The 18587-nt window shown below is 69.0% G+C and carries 18 protein-coding genes; 7 read left to right on the top strand and 11 right to left on the bottom strand.

The window, feature by feature from the left end; genetic code table 11:
• Window positions 1-1379: choice-of-anchor I family protein (locus BGO22_RS05110; RefSeq protein ID WP_286849481.1), on the top strand; the 1379-nt coding region annotated here is incomplete at its 5' end.
• A gap of 24 nt (window positions 1380-1403) precedes the next feature.
• Here BGO22_RS05110 and BGO22_RS05105 read toward each other — a convergent pair.
• Entirely contained in the window at window positions 1404-2495 is a 1092-nt protein-coding gene (locus BGO22_RS05105; protein ID WP_139147107.1) for a DUF2157 domain-containing protein, read from the bottom strand.
• 146 nt (window positions 2496-2641) lie between these two features.
• On the opposite strand from BGO22_RS05105, the gene BGO22_RS05100 reads away from it, so the two are divergent.
• Window positions 2642-3112, top strand: a complete 471-nt coding sequence (locus BGO22_RS05100) for a type III secretion system chaperone (RefSeq protein ID WP_286849479.1) — start codon at window positions 2642-2644, stop codon at window positions 3110-3112.
• A gap of 67 nt (window positions 3113-3179) precedes the next feature.
• The gene (locus BGO22_RS05095) at window positions 3180-4997 is read left to right on the top strand and encodes a glutamine--tRNA ligase/YqeY domain fusion protein (RefSeq protein WP_070400593.1); all 1818 of its coding nucleotides are present in this window, start codon (window positions 3180-3182) and stop codon (window positions 4995-4997) included.
• A gap of 11 nt (window positions 4998-5008) precedes the next feature.
• On the opposite strand, the gene BGO22_RS05090 is transcribed toward BGO22_RS05095, so the two are convergent.
• Window positions 5009-6151: a diguanylate cyclase family protein gene (locus BGO22_RS05090; RefSeq protein ID WP_139147108.1), complete on the bottom strand. Its 1143-nt coding sequence runs from the start codon at window positions 6149-6151 to the stop codon at window positions 5009-5011.
• A gap of 92 nt (window positions 6152-6243) precedes the next feature.
• Here BGO22_RS05090 and BGO22_RS05085 point away from each other — a divergent pair, with 92 nt between their 5' ends.
• Window positions 6244-6651 (top strand): phage holin family protein, encoded by a 408-nt coding sequence (locus BGO22_RS05085; protein ID WP_070400674.1) that lies wholly within the window; start codon window positions 6244-6246, stop codon window positions 6649-6651.
• Here the strand turns inward: BGO22_RS05085 and BGO22_RS05080 are convergent.
• A complete protein-coding gene (locus BGO22_RS05080) occupies window positions 6608-7648 on the bottom strand; it encodes a phosphotransferase enzyme family protein (protein ID WP_070400595.1) in 1041 nt (346 codons plus the stop codon). The two genes, BGO22_RS05085 and BGO22_RS05080, sit on opposite strands and share 44 nt — an antisense overlap.
• A gap of 74 nt (window positions 7649-7722) precedes the next feature.
• Here BGO22_RS05080 and BGO22_RS05075 point away from each other — a divergent pair, with 74 nt between their 5' ends.
• Window positions 7723-8046, top strand: coding sequence for a hypothetical protein (locus tag BGO22_RS05075; RefSeq protein ID WP_070400596.1), 324 nt, complete (start codon window positions 7723-7725; stop codon window positions 8044-8046).
• A gap of 28 nt (window positions 8047-8074) precedes the next feature.
• On the opposite strand, the gene pcp is transcribed toward BGO22_RS05075, so the two are convergent.
• Both pcp and BGO22_RS05065 read right to left on the bottom strand, forming a co-directional pair.
• The gene (gene pcp / locus BGO22_RS05070) at window positions 8075-8746 is read right to left on the bottom strand and encodes a pyroglutamyl-peptidase I (protein ID WP_070400597.1); all 672 of its coding nucleotides are present in this window, start codon (window positions 8744-8746) and stop codon (window positions 8075-8077) included.
• 43 nt (window positions 8747-8789) lie between these two features.
• A complete protein-coding gene (locus BGO22_RS05065) occupies window positions 8790-9668 on the bottom strand; it encodes a DUF3014 domain-containing protein (RefSeq protein ID WP_070400598.1) in 879 nt (292 codons plus the stop codon).
• Between the two features lie 232 nt (window positions 9669-9900).
• Here BGO22_RS05065 and rpoH point away from each other — a divergent pair, with 232 nt between their 5' ends.
• Both rpoH and BGO22_RS05055 read left to right on the top strand, forming a co-directional pair.
• Window positions 9901-10860: an RNA polymerase sigma factor RpoH gene (gene rpoH / locus BGO22_RS05060; protein WP_070400599.1), complete on the top strand. Its 960-nt coding sequence runs from the start codon at window positions 9901-9903 to the stop codon at window positions 10858-10860.
• Between the two features lie 31 nt (window positions 10861-10891).
• Entirely contained in the window at window positions 10892-12646 is a 1755-nt protein-coding gene (locus BGO22_RS05055) for a sensor domain-containing diguanylate cyclase (protein ID WP_286849475.1), read from the top strand.
• A 10-nt stretch (window positions 12647-12656) separates the two neighbouring features.
• Here BGO22_RS05055 and lysS read toward each other — a convergent pair whose 3' ends face one another.
• From lysS to BGO22_RS05025, 6 genes are all read right to left on the bottom strand, one after another.
• Complete coding sequence (gene lysS / locus BGO22_RS05050) at window positions 12657-14213, bottom strand: lysine--tRNA ligase (protein WP_070400601.1); 1557 nt, start codon at window positions 14211-14213, stop codon at window positions 12657-12659.
• A gap of 89 nt (window positions 14214-14302) precedes the next feature.
• Window positions 14303-15019, bottom strand: a complete 717-nt coding sequence (locus BGO22_RS05045; RefSeq protein ID WP_116960593.1) for an ABC transporter ATP-binding protein — start codon at window positions 15017-15019, stop codon at window positions 14303-14305.
• Between the two features lie 17 nt (window positions 15020-15036).
• Window positions 15037-15807, bottom strand: coding sequence for an ABC transporter ATP-binding protein (locus tag BGO22_RS05040; protein WP_070400603.1), 771 nt, complete (start codon window positions 15805-15807; stop codon window positions 15037-15039).
• Window positions 15808-15817: 10 nt separating this feature from the next.
• A complete protein-coding gene (locus BGO22_RS05035; RefSeq protein WP_070400604.1) occupies window positions 15818-16915 on the bottom strand; it encodes a branched-chain amino acid ABC transporter permease in 1098 nt (365 codons plus the stop codon).
• Between the two features lie 18 nt (window positions 16916-16933).
• A complete protein-coding gene (locus BGO22_RS05030) occupies window positions 16934-17863 on the bottom strand; it encodes a branched-chain amino acid ABC transporter permease (RefSeq protein WP_070400605.1) in 930 nt (309 codons plus the stop codon).
• Between the two features lie 220 nt (window positions 17864-18083).
• Window positions 18084-18587: AAA family ATPase (locus BGO22_RS05025; protein WP_502686427.1), on the bottom strand; the 504-nt coding region annotated here is incomplete at its 5' end.

Below are 18587 nucleotides of genomic sequence, written 5' to 3'. Positions count from 1 at the left end.
GCAAGACCGTGCTGCTGGCCAACGAAGGCGAGCCCAGCGACGACTACCAGATCGACCCCGAGGGCAGCGTCAGCGTGGTCGACGTCAGCCAGCCGGCCGCGCCCGTGGTGCGCACGGCCGGCTTTGGCGCCTTCGTCGGCCAGGAGGCCACGCTGCGCGCGCAGGGCGTGCGCCTGTATGGCCCGAACGCCAACGCGGCGCAGGATCTCGAGCCGGAGTACATCGCCGTGTCGGCCGACGGCGCCACCGCCTGGGTGACGCTGCAGGAGAACAACGCCCTGGCCAAGATCGACGTCGCCAGCGCCACGGTCACGGCCGTGCTGCCGCTGGGCTTCAAGGACCACGGCGCGCCCGGCAACGGGCTGGACGCCTCCGACAACGACGGCCGCCTCAACATCCGCAGCCTGCCCGGCGTGCGCGGCCTGTACCTGCCCGACGCCATGAGCGCCTACACCGCCGGCGGCCAGACCTACCTCGTCACCGCCAACGAGGGCGACGCGCGCGCCTGGGGCGAAGACAACAACGCCTACTGGGCCGGCGACGCCAGCCAGGGCTTCGTCGAGGAGTTCCGCGTCAAGCACCTGATCAACAAGAGCGGCTGGGCCGGCCGCGCGGATGATGACCTGCCGCCACAGCTCAGCGCCATGGCCGCGGGCGGCCTGCTCAACCCGGCCACCTTCGGCTACTGCGGCGCCGTCGCGGGCGACCCCATGGGCTGCCGCGCCGACGACGTGCTCGGTCGCCTGAACATCACCTGGACCCTGGGTTACCGCACCAACCCCGACGGCTCGCCCATGATGTTCGACGCCACGGGCACCGCCAACCCGGCCGGCAACCGCCTCATGTACGACCAGCTCTACAGCTACGGCGCCCGCTCCTTCAGCATCTGGAACGCCAACGGCCAGCTGGTGTGGGACTCGGGCGCCGAGTTCGAGACGTTCTTCGCCAGCGACGCCTGCCGGCTCGGCAGCGCGCGCAACATCCCGTGCAAAGACCATTTCAACGCCGGCCACGACGAAGGCGGCGCCTTCGACAGCCGCAGCGACGCCAAGGGACCGGAGCCCGAAGGCATCGCCATCGGCCAGGTCCGGGGCCGCACCCTGGCCTTCATCGGCCTGGAGCGCATGGGCGGCGTGCTGGTCTACGACATCACCAACCCCGCCGCCCCCCAGCGCCTGGACTACCTGAACAGCCGCGAGGACTGGACGACGGCCGACCCCGGCACCGTGCTGGCGACGGCGGGCGACCTGGGCCCCGAAGGCCTGGTGTTCATCCCCGCCGACCGCTCGCCCGACGGCACGCCCCTGCTGGTGGTGGGCAACGAGGTCAGCGGCACCACGGCGGTGTACCGCGTCAACGCCTCGGGCGGCCAGCCCTGAGCGTTTGCCCCCGGGAGCGGGGCCTCAGCGCTGCGCCAGCGGCCGCAGGGCCGCTGGCAGCCAGCCCGCCAGGCGCGCGTGGATGCGCGCCTCGCGCCGCTGCCACCAGATACCCACGGCCACAATGCCCAGGCCCAGCAGCGTGAGCACGAAGGGAAACAAGAGGCTGTCGGCGAAGACCTTGTAGCTCAGGTAGCCCAGGTAGCCCGCCACGCCAATGGCGCCCAGCACGGTGAACACGCGCCGGCCGATGGCCGCGCCCAGGAACACCAGCGCCACGTTGAGGGCCGCGTAGCCCGCCTTGGCCAGCTCGCTGTCGCTCTCGCGCAGGCTCAGGCCGCACCAGAACATGAGCGCGCCGAACAGGTAGAGCCAGAAAGCGAAGTCCTGCCGGTCGCGCGGGTCAACGGCCAGGCGCGAGCGCAGGTCCACCCACACCGCGATGGCGCAGGTGGCCAGGCCGAACACCAGCGACACGTCGCGCGTGAAGGCCCAGTCGAAGCCGTCCTTCTGCATGAGCATGTGCGCCAGGTCCATGTTCAGGTACCACAGGGTCACGGCCACCGGCATCACCATGAAAGGCAGGCGCAGCCACCACAGCATGACCACGGCGGCGGCCAGCGTGGCCAGCTCCAGCGTGAGCCAGCGCCAGTCGATGAAGCGGTGGTAGTCGCGGTAGCTGTCGGGCCCGCCCTCGGGCCACAGGCCCAGGCCGCTCTGCAGCGACCAGGCCGCCAGCGGCACCAGGCAAACCGCGATCGTGGCCAGGATGCCCGCCGGGATGTGCAAGTGGCGACGCTGCAGGTGCCGGGCCACCGCGACCGCGCCCACCGCGTAGCCCACCGACAGCAGCAGCACGCCCCAGGCGCCGAATAGCTCCCAGCCCAGGGTCATGAACAGCGTCATGGCACCGATGGCGAGCATGCCGCCGAAGTAATAGAGCACGTGCGTGAAGCCGAAGCGCGCGGGCGCGATGGCCTGGCCGGCCCAGCGCGCCCACAGACGCTCGGCCTGCTCCATCGAGATGTCGCCGGCCCGCGCCGCGGCCTGCAGTTGGCCCCAGTGAATCTGCAGGCCTTGGCCGCGGTCGGGCGCCGGGGTGCTGTCGTCGCTCATGCCAGGTTCCTCCTGGCGCGCACGATAGCGCACCGCGCCGCCCCTCGGCTGGCGGCCCTAAGCCGGGGCCGCCCCGCTTGGCCTAGGCCGGGAACGGCGCGGCGCGCGCCCCCACCCATACGCAATCCTTGATGGTTTCGATACCGATGCACGCCCTGAACGATGCCAGCGATGCCCTGCGCCTGATCACCCAGGCGGGGCAGCGGCTCGCGCAGATCACCGGCATCACCGAGGTGAATGACAGCACCTGGGTCATCGACTTCGACGGCGGCGACGGCTTCATGGCCGAATGGTCCGCCGACGGGTCCCGCCTGGTGCTCACCGCCGACCTGGGCCTGCCCACGCCCGAGGGCGAGCTGAGCGCGCTGAACCTGGCCCTGTCCTACAACGCCCTGTGGCGCGAGATCGGCGACCTGCGCATCGCGCGCGATGGCGACGAAGGCGAGCTGATGCTGATCGGCGAACTCGGCCCCGAGGACAGCGAGCCCGAAACCTTCAATGCCGCCCTGCTGCACTTTGTGGCCCTGCGGCGCTGGTGGGCCGACGCCATCGCCCGCGCGGCCAGTGCCAACCCGGCCCCGCCCGCGCCGCCGGGCGTCATGTTCGAGCGCATCTGAGCGCCGCCGGCGTGGATTTGCGGCCCCGCCGCCGCGGTGGCGGGGCGGTGGTCCCTAGAATCCGCCCATGACCTCCCCCGCATCCCCCGCGCCCACCGAAGGCGACGCCAAGGCCAGCAACTTCCTGCGCCAGATCATCGAGGCCGACCTGGCCAAAGGCACCTACGCCAGCCGCCACTGGGCCGGCAGCCCCGGCGACGCCGCCCACCAGGCCGCCGGCCCGCTGGACCCGGCCAAGATCCGCACCCGCTTCCCGCCCGAACCCAACGGCTACCTGCACGTCGGCCACGCCAAGAGCATCTGCCTGAACTTCGGGCTGGCGCGCGACTACGGCGGCGTCTGCCACCTGCGCTTCGACGACACCAACCCCGAGAAGGAAGACACCGAGTACGTCGACAGCATCATCGACGCGGTGAAATGGCTCGGCTTCTCGTGGGAAGGCCGGGGCGGCAGCCACCTCTACCAGGCCAGCGACTACTTCGACTTCATGTACCGCGCGGCCGAGGCCCTCGTCGAGCGCGGCCACGCCTACGTCGACGAACAGAGCGCCGAGGACATGCGCGCCAACCGCGGCGACTTCACCACGGCCGGCACCAACAGCCCCTTCCGCAGCCGCACGCCGGCCGAGAACCTGGCGCGCCTGCGCGAGATGCGCGACGGCCAGCTGCCCGACGGCGCGGCCGTGCTGCGGGCCAAGATCGACATGGCCTCGCCCAACATCAACCTGCGCGACCCGGCCATCTACCGCATCCGCCGCGCCACGCACCACAACACCGGCGACCGGTGGTGCATCTACCCCATGTACACCTACGCGCACCCCATCGAGGACGCGTTGGAGCAGATCACCCACAGCTTCTGCACGCTGGAATTCGAGGACCAGCGCCCGTTCTACGACTGGCTGCTGGAGCGACTGACCGAAGCCGGCCTGCTGGCCAGCCCGCCGCCGCGGCAATACGAGTTCGCGCGCCTGAACCTCACGTACGTCATCACCAGCAAGCGCAAGCTGGCGCAGCTGGTGAACGAGAAGCGCGTGAGCGGCTGGGACGATCCGCGCATGCCCACCATCGTGGGCCTGCGCCGGCGCGGCTACACGCCCGAGTCCATCCAGCTCTTCGCCGAGCGCATCGGCGTGACCAAGAGCGACAGCTGGATCGACTACAGCGTGCTCGAAGGCTGCCTGCGCGAGGACCTGGAGAACAAGGCCCACCGCGCCATGGCCGTGCTCGACCCGGTGAAGCTGGTCATGACCAACTGGGCCGAGGCCTTTGGCAGCGACGGCCACACCGAGGACTGCCACCAGCCCGCCCTGCCCCACAGCGCCGTCGCCGAAGGCCAGACCCCGCCGCCGGACCGCCATTTCAAGATCGGCAAGCAGGTGTGGATCGAGCGCGAGGACTTCGAGGAAGTGCCGCCCAAGGGCTACAAGCGCCTGTTCCCGGGCAACGTGGTGCGCCTCAAGGGCGGCTTCGTCATCGAATGCACCGGCTGCGCGAAGGACGCCGAAGGCCGCGTGACCGAAGTGCACGCCAAGGTGATCCCCGACACCAAGAGCGGCACGCCGGGCGCCGACAGCGTGAAGGCCAAGGCCGCCATCACCTGGGTGGGCGTGGCCGACGGCATCGCGGCCGAGGTACGACTCTACGACCGCCTGTTCAGCGACCCGCACCCGGACGCGGGCGGCAAGGACTTCCTCTCGGCCCTGAACCCGGACAGCCTGAAGGTGGTCCAGGCCTGGGTCGAGCCTTCACTGGCGACGGCCCAGCCGGACGACAAGTTCCAGTTCGAGCGACACGGCTACTTCGTGGCCGACCGCGTGGACCATGGGGTGGGCGGCCAGGCGGTGTTCAACCGGGTGACGGGGTTGAAGGACAGCTGGGGCAAGTGACACGGCGGACCTCAGCGCGGACAACTGTCTGCGCTGGTGGTCTTCGGCACCGGTGGCCGCTGCACGATGTGGACTCCCTCGGCCGGCACCGTTAGCCGCAGCATGCTCTCGCCCGCCAACGTTCCCGCATTCTTCGGCGCAAGCTGAATCAGCCAGCGCGGGCCCAGGTTGGCCAATACCTGGGCATGAACGGAACTCCATCCCCGCTCGTTGCAATTCACGTACCGGGCTCTGTGATCGACCTCCAATGAGCTGTCAATCAAAAGACAGGTGCTGGCGGGGACGCGAAGTTCGAGCGCTCCCTTGGAACGGACACCGGCGAGCTCAGCAATTTTTGTGGGGAACAACGACGGCGAACCCAAAAAAAGTGGCAGGGAGATGGCAAGTGCCGGGAACATCGTCGTGATCATGAGGGCGCAGCCCCACACGGGAATGCGACGAAGAAAGAGGGGCGCGATCACGACGCCCAACCACAGGCCTCCCAGTGTCCACAGATGCTGCCAGCCCGCCCCTTGGCTGGGCCACAGCAGCGCCAGCAAGGCGCCCATGGGAAGAACACCCCAAAGGCAGACCCACAGCACGGCCGGCAAGCGCCACCACCACGCGGGCCTCTGGCCCCGCGTCCTCCATTCGCTCCAGGCCCATACAGCGCCCCCAAGCAGAGCGAGAACACCGCAAATGGCCAGGGTCCAACCCGCATACGGGCGGCACTCCCGCCAAGCCGGAACACCCAGAACGATCAGAAGAAAGCCCCCTACGCCAAGTACTTGCAACGCGGGCAGTCCCACATTGGCGGCGAGGCAGAAGCCCGGCTCGCAGGCCTCTTGCTGAGGCGGCAGTTTCGCGGCGCGATAGGCCCAGAGCGGGCCGACCAACGACACCAACACCCACAGATAGAAAGCGAACGCCAGCATCGCCACAAACACGCTGGCGCCAAGAACCGACGAAATGTCGGGCGGCACAAAGTCGATCGACCGAAAGTAGAAGGCCAGCAAGGCCACGCCGAAGCCGGTGCCGATGGCACCCAGCCCGACCCAAGGAATGGCCGCCAGCTGCTGCAACAGCAGCCTCGCCAGTCCCACCGGGACGGGTGGTGGCTCCGCACCTTCGGGCAGGGATGGAGCAACTGCCGTCTCGTCGACCCTTGTTTTCATGCGAGCTCCCTGGAATTCGGTCGAATTCTAGGGAGGGGGCCAGAGACTGGCCCCATACTTGAATGGCCCTCCGCTTCCTGGACCGCTCCGCCATGCTCGCCAACCTCACCCCCTTCCTCCTCCACTGGGCCCTCACCGCCTTCGCGCTCTGGGTGGCCAGCCATGTGTTCAAGGGTATGCGCTTCAGCGGCACGGGTGCGCTGGTGGTCGCCGCCCTGCTGCTGGGCCTGGCCAATGCCATCGTGCGGCCGCTGCTGGTGCTGCTGACGCTGCCACTCACACTGATCACCTTCGGCCTGTTCCTGCTGGTGATCAACGCCGTGGTGCTGATGCTGGTGGCCAAGCTGGTGGAAGGCTTCAGCATCGACGGTTTCTGGACCGCCCTGTGGGCCAGCCTGTTCATGTCGGTGTTGAGCTTCGTGCTGGGCGCCTTCGTGCTCGGCGGCACGCCGGACTTCACCATCCAGACGGGCCCGGGGCCGGGGCAGGTCTGGCTGTGAGCGCAAGCTCCAGCGCCTCCCACTGCGTCAGCAGCTTCACCTGCCGCTGCAGGTAGTCCGTGGGGATGGCCTGCGAGCCCCACACCGGCACGCGGCCCGCGTATTCGCCCAGCAGCCAGAACTGGCGCACCGCCACGAAGGGCGCCAGGGCCGCGGTGTCGGCCTCGCCCAGCTCGCGCACCGCGCGATAGGCCGCGATGAACGCGTGCCAGCGCGCCATCGCCTTGTCGCTCCAGGCACCATCGACGGAACGCGGATGCAGCGACCAGGGATACACCGCGAGCTCGTAGGCTAGGTAGCCCGGGCCGATTTCGTCGAAGTCGAAGAACAGCGCCTGGCGTTCCCCGTCCTCCCGCACCGTCACGAAGTTGTTGTCGCCGTGCGCGTCGCCGTGGCACAGCACGCGGCTCAAAGGGCCGAGCGCCAGGATGCGGTCCCGCAAGCGCTGCCCCAGGGCCTCGAACCGGGGACGCAGATCGGCGGTCATGGTGGGGGCCCGCAGCAGGCGCTGCAGCGGTTGCATCAACAGGTAGTCCAGGTCCAGGGTATAGCGACTGGCGCTGGCATCGAAGCCTTCGGCCGCCGCGTGCAGCTGCGCCAGGCCCCGGCCAAAGGCCTCGATGTTGGCGGGCAGGTCGGCGGTCGCCTCGCCCTCCAGGTGCTCGAAGAGCATGAGCGCGCGCTCGCCTTCGGGCAGGCGCACCCGCAGGGCAACCTCGCCCCGCGCGGTGGGCAGGCTTGCGGCCACCGCGCGGCCTCGGGCCTGGAGGTGCCGCAAGGCCTCGGCCTCGAAACGCAGGTTGGGCTCGCCGCGCGGGCGCTCGGCGCACAGCCGGGCCACCACCCGGCGCCCGTCGGCCAGGGTGAGTCGGTACACCTGATTGAAGCTGCGGCGCAGGAATTCCCCGGCCACCACCTCGCCCAGCGCGTAGTTCGCCTGCACCACCCGGGCCACCGCGGCCGCGGTGGGCGTCGATTGCGCGATCTCCAGATCCATGGCCTGCGCCCCGAAGAAAAAGGGGCGCGATTCTAGGCCCGCAGCGGATACTGGCGCCTCGCCGCCCGCACGCCATGCCCCGCCCGCACCACCACGTCTACGTCATCGAGCTGCACCGCGACGTGCTGCTCGAACACAAGTTCCGCGCCTGCAACCCGGGCTACGTGGACGGCAGGCCCTGCGTCTACGTCGGCATGACCGGCCTGGACCCCGACGTGCGCTTCGACAAGCACAAGGCCGGCATCCAGGCCAATGGCTACGTGTTCAGGTACGGGCTGCGGCTGCTGCCGGACCTGTTCGAGGGCTTCAACCCGCTGCGCTACCGGGACGCGGTGGACAAGGAGATCGAGGTCGCCATCGACCTGCGCTCGGCCGGCTTCGGCGTCTGGCAGGCCTGAGCCGCCGGTCCGTTTCGGCCAGTCCGCTTCAGTGCGTGGCGCCGGCGCCCAGCGCCCTGTCCTGCCGCTCCTGCAGCGCGCACCGCACGGCCAGCCGCAGGCCGCGGACGATGCCGTCCAAGGCCATGCTGGGCCGCCCCTGCTCGGGCAGCCAGGGCACGTGCACGAAGCCCCCGCGCGCGTGGCGCAGGCCACGGCGCGTCGCCAGCGCGTGCATGAGGCCGTAGAACACGTGGTTGCAGACGAAGGTGCCGGCGGTCTGCGAGACCTCGGCGGCGATGCCAGCCGCCTGCAGCTCGGCCAGCATGGTTTTGATCGGCAGGCCCGTGAAGTAGGCGGCGGGCGCGCCGGGCCGCACCGGCGCGTCGATGGGCTGCGCGCCCGCGTTGTCGGCGATGGGCGCGTCGTCCAGGTTGATGGCCACGCGCTCCAGCGAGAGGGCGCCACGCCCGCCGGCCTGCCCCACGCAGATGGCCAGCGCGGGCCGGTGTTCGTCGAGCAGGGCCGTGAGGCGCCGCAGCGATTCGCCAAACACGGTGGGCAGTTGCGCCGCCACCACCGTGTGGTCCAGCAGGCGCTCGCCGTGCAGGGCCTGCACGGCCAGCCAGCTCGGGTTCACGCTCGCGCCATCGAAGGGGTCGAAGCCGGTGAGCAGGACCGTCGTCGACGGCGCGGAGGGCGGGCTGGGGTGGGCGGGCATCGCGCCAATCTACCGCAGGCGCCGCCGCCCAGGCCCCCGTCGCTCAGCGCCGCGCGACGCGGCCGCGCAGGTCCACCAGCTTGGCCTGCAGGCGGCGCTGGTTGTCCGCGCCCATGCGCAGCAGGATCTTCTGCCCGGCCGACAGGGCCTCCAGCTGCGGGTCGGCGTACTCGTAGCGCACCCAGGGCCGGGTGGACGGCACCTCGCCCTTCACCTGCACCAGCGCCACGGCTGGTGGCGCGGCGGGCACGGGCGTGGCGATGAGCTGGTCCAGCACCTGCACCAGGCGGTCGTTGAAGTAGCGGCCCGGAAAGCCCAGCTCCTCGTACGCCTGCTGGAACAGCGGGTAGAGGCGGCGGTACAGCGCCACGGCCCGGCCCGTGTCCACCGACTCGGCGAACTGCACGAAGGGCGTGTAGCGCGCGCTGTTGTCCGGAGCGATGGTTTCGCTGGCGCCATCGGCTGCCTTGGTCGAGGCAAAGCGCCCGGGGGTCGGGGTCACGGGCCACATCAGCACGGGCGCGTGCGAACGCCCCAGGTTGTCGACCGTGGCCACGGCGCGCTTGATGAAGCCGTCGAGCTGCAGGAAACGCAGCGCGTTCGGGCGGCCGAGCAGCTCGGCGAGGTGATCGCTCACGTAGGGGTCGGCGTCGGCCAGCGCGGGCAAGGGCGCGGGCGGGGCGCTGGATTCGGCCGCCGGGGGCTCCACCGGGTGCTGGATGGTGGGCGGCGCCGCGGGGGCCGGTTCGGCGGGCGCGGGCGGGGCGGATGGGGCGACAGCCACCGGCGGCTCCACCGGGGCGGGGGTCTGCCGGTCCTGGAGGTACCGCCAGCCGAAGTAGCCGGCGGCGGCCAGCGCCACGGCGGCCGCCAGGATGATGGGAAGGCGGGAGGATTCGTCTCGTTCGGGTTCGCGTGTCATGGCCTCGTCGTCTCCGGCAAGCTGGGGAGGCGGTCCATCCTACACCCCGGGGTTCTGCCGCACCACCGCGCAGGCTCCAGGCCGGAAACCATCGAAAAAATTCATATAAATCAAAAACTTACAAGAACCTAGACCATCGCCATCTGTTTCACCGGGGGCATGGAACTTCCGATTTAGCACTCCCTCCAACCGAGTGCTAATATTCTTGTCCGATACCCCGAGGAGGTCATCCATGTCCCATTCGCTGATTCCTGTGGCCGCTGCGCCGAGCAGCGATCTGGCCGTGGCCGGTTCCTGGTCGAACCGCTCGCTCACGCTGCCGCCGCTGGGCAATCTGGACGCCTACATTTCCGCCGTGAACCGCCTGCCCCTGCTCAGCCTGGAGGAGGAACAGGACGCGGCGCGCCGCCTGCGCGACCACAACGACCTGGACGCCGCCGGGCGCCTGGTCCTGTCGCACCTGCGGTTGGTCGTCTCCATCTCCCGCCAGTACCTGGGCTATGGCCTGCCGCACGGCGACCTGATCCAGGAAGGCAACGTGGGCCTGATGAAGGCCGTCAAGCGCTTCGACCCTGAGCAGGGCGTGCGCCTGGTGAGCTACGCCATCCACTGGATCAAGGCCGAGATCCACGAGTACATCCTGAAGAACTGGCGCATGGTCAAGCTGGCCACGACCAAGGCCCAGCGCAAGCTGTTCTTCAACCTGCGCTCGCGCAAGCAGGGCCTTCGCGCCGAAGCCGCCGACGGCGACACCCACCGCGAGGTGCTGAGCGACGCCGAAGTGGGCCTGGTGGCGCGTGAACTGAACGTCAAGCCCGACGAGGTGCGCGAGATGGAAACGCGCCTGGCCGGCGGCGACGTCGTGCTGGACCCGGGGCCGGGTGACGACGGCGAAGAGGCGTTCGGCCCCATCGCCTATCTGGCCGACCAAACGCAAGAGCCCACGGCGGTGCTGGAATCGGCCCAGCGCGACCGGCTCGCCACCGAAGGCGTGGCGCAGGCCATGGGCGAGCTGGACGAGCGCTCGCGCCGCATCGTGAGCGAGCGCTGGCTCAAGGTGAACGACGACGGCTCGGGGGGCATGACCCTGCACGAACTGGCCGCCGAGTACGGCGTGAGCGCCGAGCGCATCCGTCAGATCGAGGTGGCGGCCATGAAAAAGATGCGCAAGGCGCTCGCCGCCTACGCCTGATCCGGCCGGCGCGACGGCACAATCGCGCCCCATGCCTTTCTTTGCTCCCGTGTGGCGGCGCCTGCGCGCCGCCCTGGGCCTTTGCCAGGCCCTGCTCTGCCTCCCCGCCTTCGCCACTGACGCTGCCCCCTCCGATCCCGCGCCCATCGCGCTGGACGCGCGCCGGGCCACCATTTCCCTGGACGGCCGCAGCCAGCAGCTGCTGGACCCGACCGGCGCCTTGGGCATCGACGAGATCGCGGCGGGCCCCCCCGGCCTGAGCTGGCGCCTGCGCGGCGCGGACGAGCGCGTGGTGCTGTCGGGCCAGACCGCGCTGTGGCTGCGTTTCGACGTGCTGATGCGCGACACCCAGGCGCACTGGGAGCTGGAACTCGCGCGCTCGGGCACCGACGCCATATCGATGTACTACCGCGACGCCCACGGCCAGTGGCGCGTGCAGCGCGCCGGCGACCGGCTGGCGGTGAGCGACTGGGCCAACCCCGACCGCTACCCCGTGTTCAGCCTGGACGTGCGCCCGGACGAAACGGTGCGCTACTGGGTGCGGGTGGAGCACGCGCGCGTGCCCTTCTCGGGCGTTTTCCAGCTGCACGACCACAACACCCTGCGCGAGCAGCGCATCCACCAGCAGTTTGTCCTGGGCGCCTATTTCGGCATGGCCTTGCTGCTGACGGTGGTGGCGCTGGTGAACATGGCGGTGTTCCGCGACGCCGCCTTCGCAACCTACGCGATCTACATCAGCCTGCTGGGCCTGAGCATGGCCGCGTCCTTGGGCGTGGGCGGACAGTTCCTCTGGCCGAATCTGGTGCGCTGGAACCAGGAGGCGGAGTTCATCCTTCTGCCCCTGATGGGCCTGGTGGGCCTGATGTTCGTGCGCCAGGTCGCCCAGCCGCGGCGCATCGGGCGCACCCTGGACCGGCTGAGCCTGGCGCTGTCGGCGGCCTGGCTCATCGGCGTCGTGTGGGACCAGTCGCAGCCCAGCGCCTTGAGCCTGCAGGTCTTGAGCGCGCTGGGCACCCTGTCCATGCTCACCATCGCGGCCATGCTGGGCATGGCGTGGCGCAGCGGCGAGACCTGGATCCGCTGGTTCGCGGTGAGCATGGTGCCGGTCCTGCTGGCCTCTACCCTGCCGGTGCTGCGCAATTTCAACCTGTTGTCGTCGAGCTTCCTGTCGCAGTACGGCATCGTGATCGCCGCGGCCATCGAGGCGCCCTTGCTGTTCTACGCCCTGCTGATGCGTTCGCGGATTCAGCACGAGACCCAGGCCCGCGCCCATGCGCTGGAGCGCACCGAGCCGCTGACCGGCCTGACACACCGGCCGCATTTCCTGCTGCGCCTGCACGACAGCCTGGTGCGAGCCCAGCGCTACGGCCACCACAGCGCCCTGCTGCTGGTGCACCTGCACAACCACGCCGAGATCGCCGCCCGCCACGGCCGCGAGGTCGCCGACCGCGCGCTGGTGATCGCCGCCTCGCAGTTGCGCGCGGTGGCGCGCGACGTGGACACGGCCGCGCGGGTGGACGACGACAGCTTCGCGCTGCTGATGGAGGGCCCGGTGAAGCCCGATCAGGTGCTGCACACGGCCACCAGCCTGCTGGCCAATGGTCTGCGCCTGTCACCGCGCCTGCCCGCGGGCACCACGCTGCGCCTGCGGGTGGTGGTCGCGCTGCTGCCCGATGCCGACGGCGAGCTCGCTCAGGATGCCGCCGCCCACCTCGAGTGGATGCGCCAGGGCATGCTCACGCTCAGCGAAGAGCCGCGCAAGGCGATCCTGCGGCTGAACTTCTGAGCGCCGGGGTTCAGCTCTCGCGGCGCAGCGCGGGGAACAGGATCACGTCGCGGATGCTGGGGCTGTCGGTCAGCAGCATCATCAAGCGGTCGATGCCGATGCCGCAGCCGCCGGCGGGCGGCATCCCGTACTCGAGCGCGCGGATGTAGTCGGCGTCGAAGTGCATGGCCTCGTCGTCGCCGCCGTCCTTGGCGTCCACCTGGGCGTGGAAACGCGCGGCCTGGTCCTCGGCGTCGTTCAGCTCGGAGAAGGCGTTGCCGAATTCGCGACCGGTGATGTAGAGCTCGAAACGCTCGGTCACCTCGGGTCGCTCGTCGTTGGCGCGCGCCAGCGGCGAGATCTCGGTCGGGTGCTCCATGATGAAGGTGGGGTTCCAGAGCTCGCTCTCCACCTTCTCCTCGAAGAACAGCACCTGCAGCGAGGCCAGGCTGCGCTTGGAGAGCTGGTCCTTTTCCTCGTTGAGGCCGAGCTTGCGCAGCTGGCCGAGCAGCCAGTCGGCGTTGTCCACGTTCGCGCCCGCGTCGGTGTACTTGACGATGGCGTCGCGGATGGTCAGTCGCTCGAAGGGCGAGTCGATGTCGACCGCGCGGCCCTGGTAGCTCACCTCGCCCTCGCCGCGCACCGTGCGCACCACGTGTCGGATGAGCTGTTCCGAAAAGTCCATGAGGTCGCGGTAGTTCCAGTACGCCGCGTAGAACTCCATCATGGTGAACTCGGGGTTGTGGCGCACCGAGATGCCTTCGTTGCGGAAGTTGCGGTTGATCTCGAACACGCGCTCGAAGCCACCCACCAGCAGCCGCTTGAGGTACAGCTCGGGCGCGATGCGCAGGAACATTTCCTGGTCGAGCGCGTTGTGGTGCGTGACGAAAGGCTTGGCGTTGGCACCGCCGGGGATGGGGTGCAGCATCGGCGTCTCGACCTCCAGGAAGCCGTGCGACACCATGAACTGGCGCAGCGCCGTGACGGCCTGGCTGCGCGTGACGAAACGGCGGCGCGCGCCCTCGTCGGTCATCAGGTCCACGTAGCGCTGGCGGTACTTGATCTCCTGGTCGGCCACGCCGTGGAACTTGTCGGGCAGCGGGCGCAGGCTCTTGGTGAGCAGGCGGATCTTGTCGGCGTGAATGGTCAGCTCGCCGGTGCGGGTGCGAAACAGCGTGCCCTCGGCGGCCACGATGTCGCCCAGGTCCCAGTGCTTGAAGGCGTTGTGCTGGGCCTCGCCCACGCTGTCGTTGTTCAGGTAGATCTGGATGCGCCCGCCGCTGGGGCCCAGCGAGGCGTCCTGCAGCGTGGCGAAGCTGGCCTTGCCCATCACGCGCTTGAGCATCATGCGGCCCGCCACGCTGGCGCGCACTGGCGTGGCCTCCAGCGCTTCCTTGCTGCTCTCGCCATGGGCGGCGAACAGCGCGGCGGCGTTGTCCGTGGGCTTGTGGTCGTTCGGGAAGGCCACCCCCTCGCCCCGCTTCTGGCCCTCGCGCAGGGCCTTGAGCTTCTCGCGCCGTTCGGCGATCAGCTGGTTCTCGTCTTGCGCCACGGGGGCGGCGGTGTCGGGGGTGTTGGCTTGGCTCATGAAATGAAAAGCGGGTTGGGCGCCTGAATGGCGCGCAACCCGCGATTGTAGTTTTGCGACGGAACCCGCCGCGCCGCGGGGCCTGAGACCTATTCGCCCAGGTACGCCGCGCGGACCTTCGGATCGGTCAGCATCTGTTTCGCGTCACCGCTCATGATGATCTCGCCCGAGTCCATCACGTAGCCGCGGTCGGCGATCTGCAGGGCGCGGCTGGCGTTCTGCTCCACCAGCAGAATGGTCACGCCCTGCGCCGACACGTCGCGCACGACCTCGAAGATCTTGTCGACCATGATCGGCGACAGACCCATGGACGGCTCATCGAGCAACAGCACCTTGGGCTGGCTCATGAGCGCGCGCGCCATCGCCAGCATCTGCTGCTCGCCGCCGCTCATGGTGCCGGCCAGCTGGTCCTTGCGTTCCTTCAGGCGCGGGAAAATGCCGAACATGCGCTCGATGTCCTGCGCGATGCCGGCCTTGTCCTTGCGCACGTAGGCGCCCATCTGCAGGTTCTCGGTGATGCTCATGCGCGTGAACACGCCGCGACCTTCCGGCACCATGGCCAAGCCCTGCTTCACCAGGTCCCAGGCGCCCTTGCCCTTGATGCTTTGGCCCAGGTATTCGACGTCGCCCGCCTCCATGGCGAGCGAGCCGGTGATGGCCTTCATGGTGGTGGTCTTGCCCGCGCCGTTGGAGCCGATCAGCGTGATCAGCTCGCCCTCGCGCACTTCGAGGTCGATGCCCTTGACCGCCTTGATGCCGCCATATGAGACCTTGAGGCCGGCGACCTTGAGTAGTGTGTTTGCCATGCTGTTCTCCTGCCGACTCAATGCCCGCCCGTGCCGAGGTAGGCCTCGATCACCTTCGGGTCCTTCTGCACCTCGGCCGGCGTGCCGGTGGAGAGCTGCTTGCCGTAGTCGAGCACGGTGACGCGGTCGCACAGGCCCATCACGAGCTTCACGTCGTGCTCGATGAGCAGGATGGTGCGGTTGTCCTGGCGAATGCGGTCGATGAGTTCGCGCAGCTGGACCTTCTCGGTGGCGTTCATGCCGGCGGCGGGCTCGTCGAGCGCGATGAGCTGCGGGTCGGTCGCCAGGGCGCGCGCGATCTCCAGGCGGCGCTGGTCGCCGTAGCTCAGGGTGCGCGACTTGTAGTCGGCGAACTTGCCGATGCCCACGTAGTCGAGCAGTTCCTTCGCCCGCTCGGCGATCTCGCGCTCCTCGCGCTTGAAGCCGCCGGTGCGCAGGATGGCACCGAGCAGGCCCGAGTGCGTGCGCACGTGGCGGCCCACCATCACGTTTTCCAGCGCCGTCATTTCGGCGAACAGTCGGATGTTCTGGAAGGTGCGCGCGATGCCGGCGCGGGCCACCTCGTGCACCGCCGTGGGCGTGTAGGGCTTGCCGGCCAGCTCGAACGTGCCGCTGTCGGGGGTGTACAGGCCGGTGAGCACGTTGAAGAATGTGGTCTTGCCCGCGCCGTTGGGACCGATCAGTCCATAGACCTGGCCGCGACGGATTTCAATGCCCACGTCGCTGAGGGCTTGCAGGCCGCCAAAGCGCTTGGAGACGCTGGCGACTTTCAGGATGGTGTCTGTCATGCCGCGCTCCTCACTTGCTCAGGGACTTGCCGTGTTCCGGTGACGGCCACAGGCCCTTGGGACGCAGCAGCATGATGACGATCATGGCGAGCGCGATGAGCAACTGGCGCAGGATCTCGGGCCCCAGGCGGCCATCGGTCATGGCCGTGAGCGGGTGCGCCACGTGGCGCAGCAGCTCGGGCAGGCCCGCCAGCACCAGGGCGCCGAGGATGACGCCCGGGATGTGGCCCAGGCCGCCCAGCACCACCATCGCGACGATCATCACCGACTCCATGAGGATGAAGGACTCGGGGTAGACGCCGCGCATGAACGAGGCGAACAGCACGCCGGCAATGCCGCCGAAGGTGGCGCTCATGCCGAAGGCCGCCAGCTTGAGGTTGCGCGTGTTCAGGCCCATGGCCTTGGCGGCGATCTCGTCCTCGCGGATGGCCATCCACGCACGGCCGATGCGCGAATCCTGCAGGCGGTAGGCGATGACGATGGCCAGCACCACGAAGAACAGGATGAGGTAGTAGTACAGCGTGACCGACTGGAAGGTGTAGGAGAACCCCCCGATATCGATCGACAGGCTCTGGCTCATGCGGTGCCCGAAGACGCTCACCGCATCGACGTTGGTCAGGCCTTTGGGGCCGTTGGTGATGTTGATCGGCCGGTCAAGGTTGAGCATGAAGATGCGCACGATCTCGCCGAAGCCCAGGGTCACGATGGCCAGGTAGTCGCCGCGCAGCTTGAGCACCGGAAAGCCCAGGATCAGGCCGGTGACGCCGGCCACGATACCGGCGACCACCATCACGATCCAGAAGTTCATGTGCAGGCCGTTGGGGAAGGTGGCGGCCAGCCAGGCGAAGGTGTCGGTGAGGTGCGGCGAGGCCAGCAGGCCGTAGAGGTAGGCCCCGACCGCGAAGAAGGCGATGAAGCCGAGGTCGAGCAGGCCGGCGTAGCCCACCACGATGTTCAGGCCCAGGGCCAGCAGCACGTAGAGCAGCGCCACGTCGACGATGCGCACCCAGGAGTTGCTGCCGGTGGCCTGCAGCGCGAGGGGCAGGATCAGCATCAGCGCCGCGATCACCAGGAAGGCGATCAGCTTGACGGGTTTGGCGTTCAGCATGAGGTCTCTCCCGTCACGTCAGGCGCGGTCCGCCACGCGCTCGCCCAGCAGGCCCGAGGGTCGCAGGATCAGCACGAAGGCCAGCACGATGAAAGCGAAGATGTCGGTGTACTGGCTGCCCAGGAAACCGCCGGTGAGCTTGCCGAGGTAGCCGGCGCCCAGCGACTCGATCAGGCCCAGGGCCACGCCGCCGAGCACGGCGCCCGCGAGGTTACCGATGCCGCCCATGACCGCGGCCACGAAGGCCTTGAGGCCGGGCATGAAGCCCATGGCGTGCTGCACCGTGCCGTAGTTGGACGCCCACATGATGCCGGCGATGGCCGCCAGCATGGCACCGATGATGAAGGTGGCGGAGATGACCACGTCGGGCTTGATGCCCATGAGCGCCGCCACGCGCGGGTTCTCGGCGGTGGCGCGCATGGCGCGGCCGAGGTTGGTGCGGTTGACCAGCCACATCAGCAGCGCCAGCACGATGACCGTGGTGGCGAGGATGGTGATCTGGGTGATGGAGAGCACGGCGCCGAAGAAGTCGATCGGCTCGCGCGACAGCGTGGCGGGATAGGACTTGGGGTTGGGTTTCCAGATGATCATCGCCAGCGTCTGCAGCAGGATGGAAACCCCGATGGCGGTGATCAGCGGCGCCAGGCGCGGTGAGTTGCGCAGCGGCCGGTAGGCCAGTTTCTCGATGGTGAAGTTGAGGGCCGCGCAGACCACCATGGCGATGGCGGTGGCGATGATGAGGATCATCCAGCCGGCCATGTCGGGCGAGGCCTCGCGCATGGCGGTGATGATGGTCCAGCTGGTGAGCGCCCCCACCATGAGCACGTCGCCGTGGGCGAAGTTGATGAGGCCGATGATGCCGTACACCATCGTGTAGCCCAGGGCCACAAGCGCGTACATGCTGCCCAGCACCAGTCCGTTGAGGATCTGCTGTAGCAAGACTTCCATGAAAGGTTCTCCGTGGTTTTTGACCGCGGGGGTGCTGTTGCCGCGCCCCCCGTTTCAACCTAGCAAAAAACCCGCCAGAGGCGGCCTGGATAAGGCCGGGGGCGGGTCGGTGGTGCGCGATTGTAGCGAGGGGTATCCACGCACAGACTGGGTTGACACCCCTGAAATTCCAGGGAAAACCCGGGTCAGCCGTGACGGTATCAGTTCGTCTGAGGCCCCATCAATCCGCCTGATGGTTGAGGCGGCGCAGCTCGCGCAGCTTCTCGCCGATGCGGATTTCCAGGCCGCGATCGACCGGCTCGTAGAAGACCGGCGGCGCCATGCCCTCGGGGAAGTAGTTCTCGCCAGCGGCGAAACCACCGGCCTCGTCGTGCGCGTAGCGGTAGTCCTTGCCATAGTCCAGCGACTTCATCAGCTGGGTGGGCGCGTTGCGCAGGTGCAAAGGCACCGGCCGGGTGCCGTCGCGCTTGACGAAGGCGCGCACCTGATTGAAGGCCTTGTAGACGGCATTGGACTTGGGCGCCACCGCCAGGTAGACCACGCACTCGCCCAGTGCCAGTTCGCCCTCGGGCGAGCCCAGGCGCTCGTACACCTCCGCGGCGTCCAGGGCCAGGCGCAGCGCGCGCGGGTCGGCCAGGCCGATGTCCTCGGCCGCCATGCGGATCAGCCGGCGCGCCACATAGCGTGGGTCGACACCGCCATCCAGCATGCGCACGAACCAGTA

Source organism: Hydrogenophaga sp. 70-12, assembly GCF_001897365.1.
Classification (GTDB): Bacteria; Pseudomonadota; Gammaproteobacteria; order Burkholderiales; family Burkholderiaceae_C; genus Hydrogenophaga; species Hydrogenophaga borbori.
Note: the sequence above shows the minus strand (reverse complement) of the source record. Positions and strands in the feature narration are given on the sequence as shown.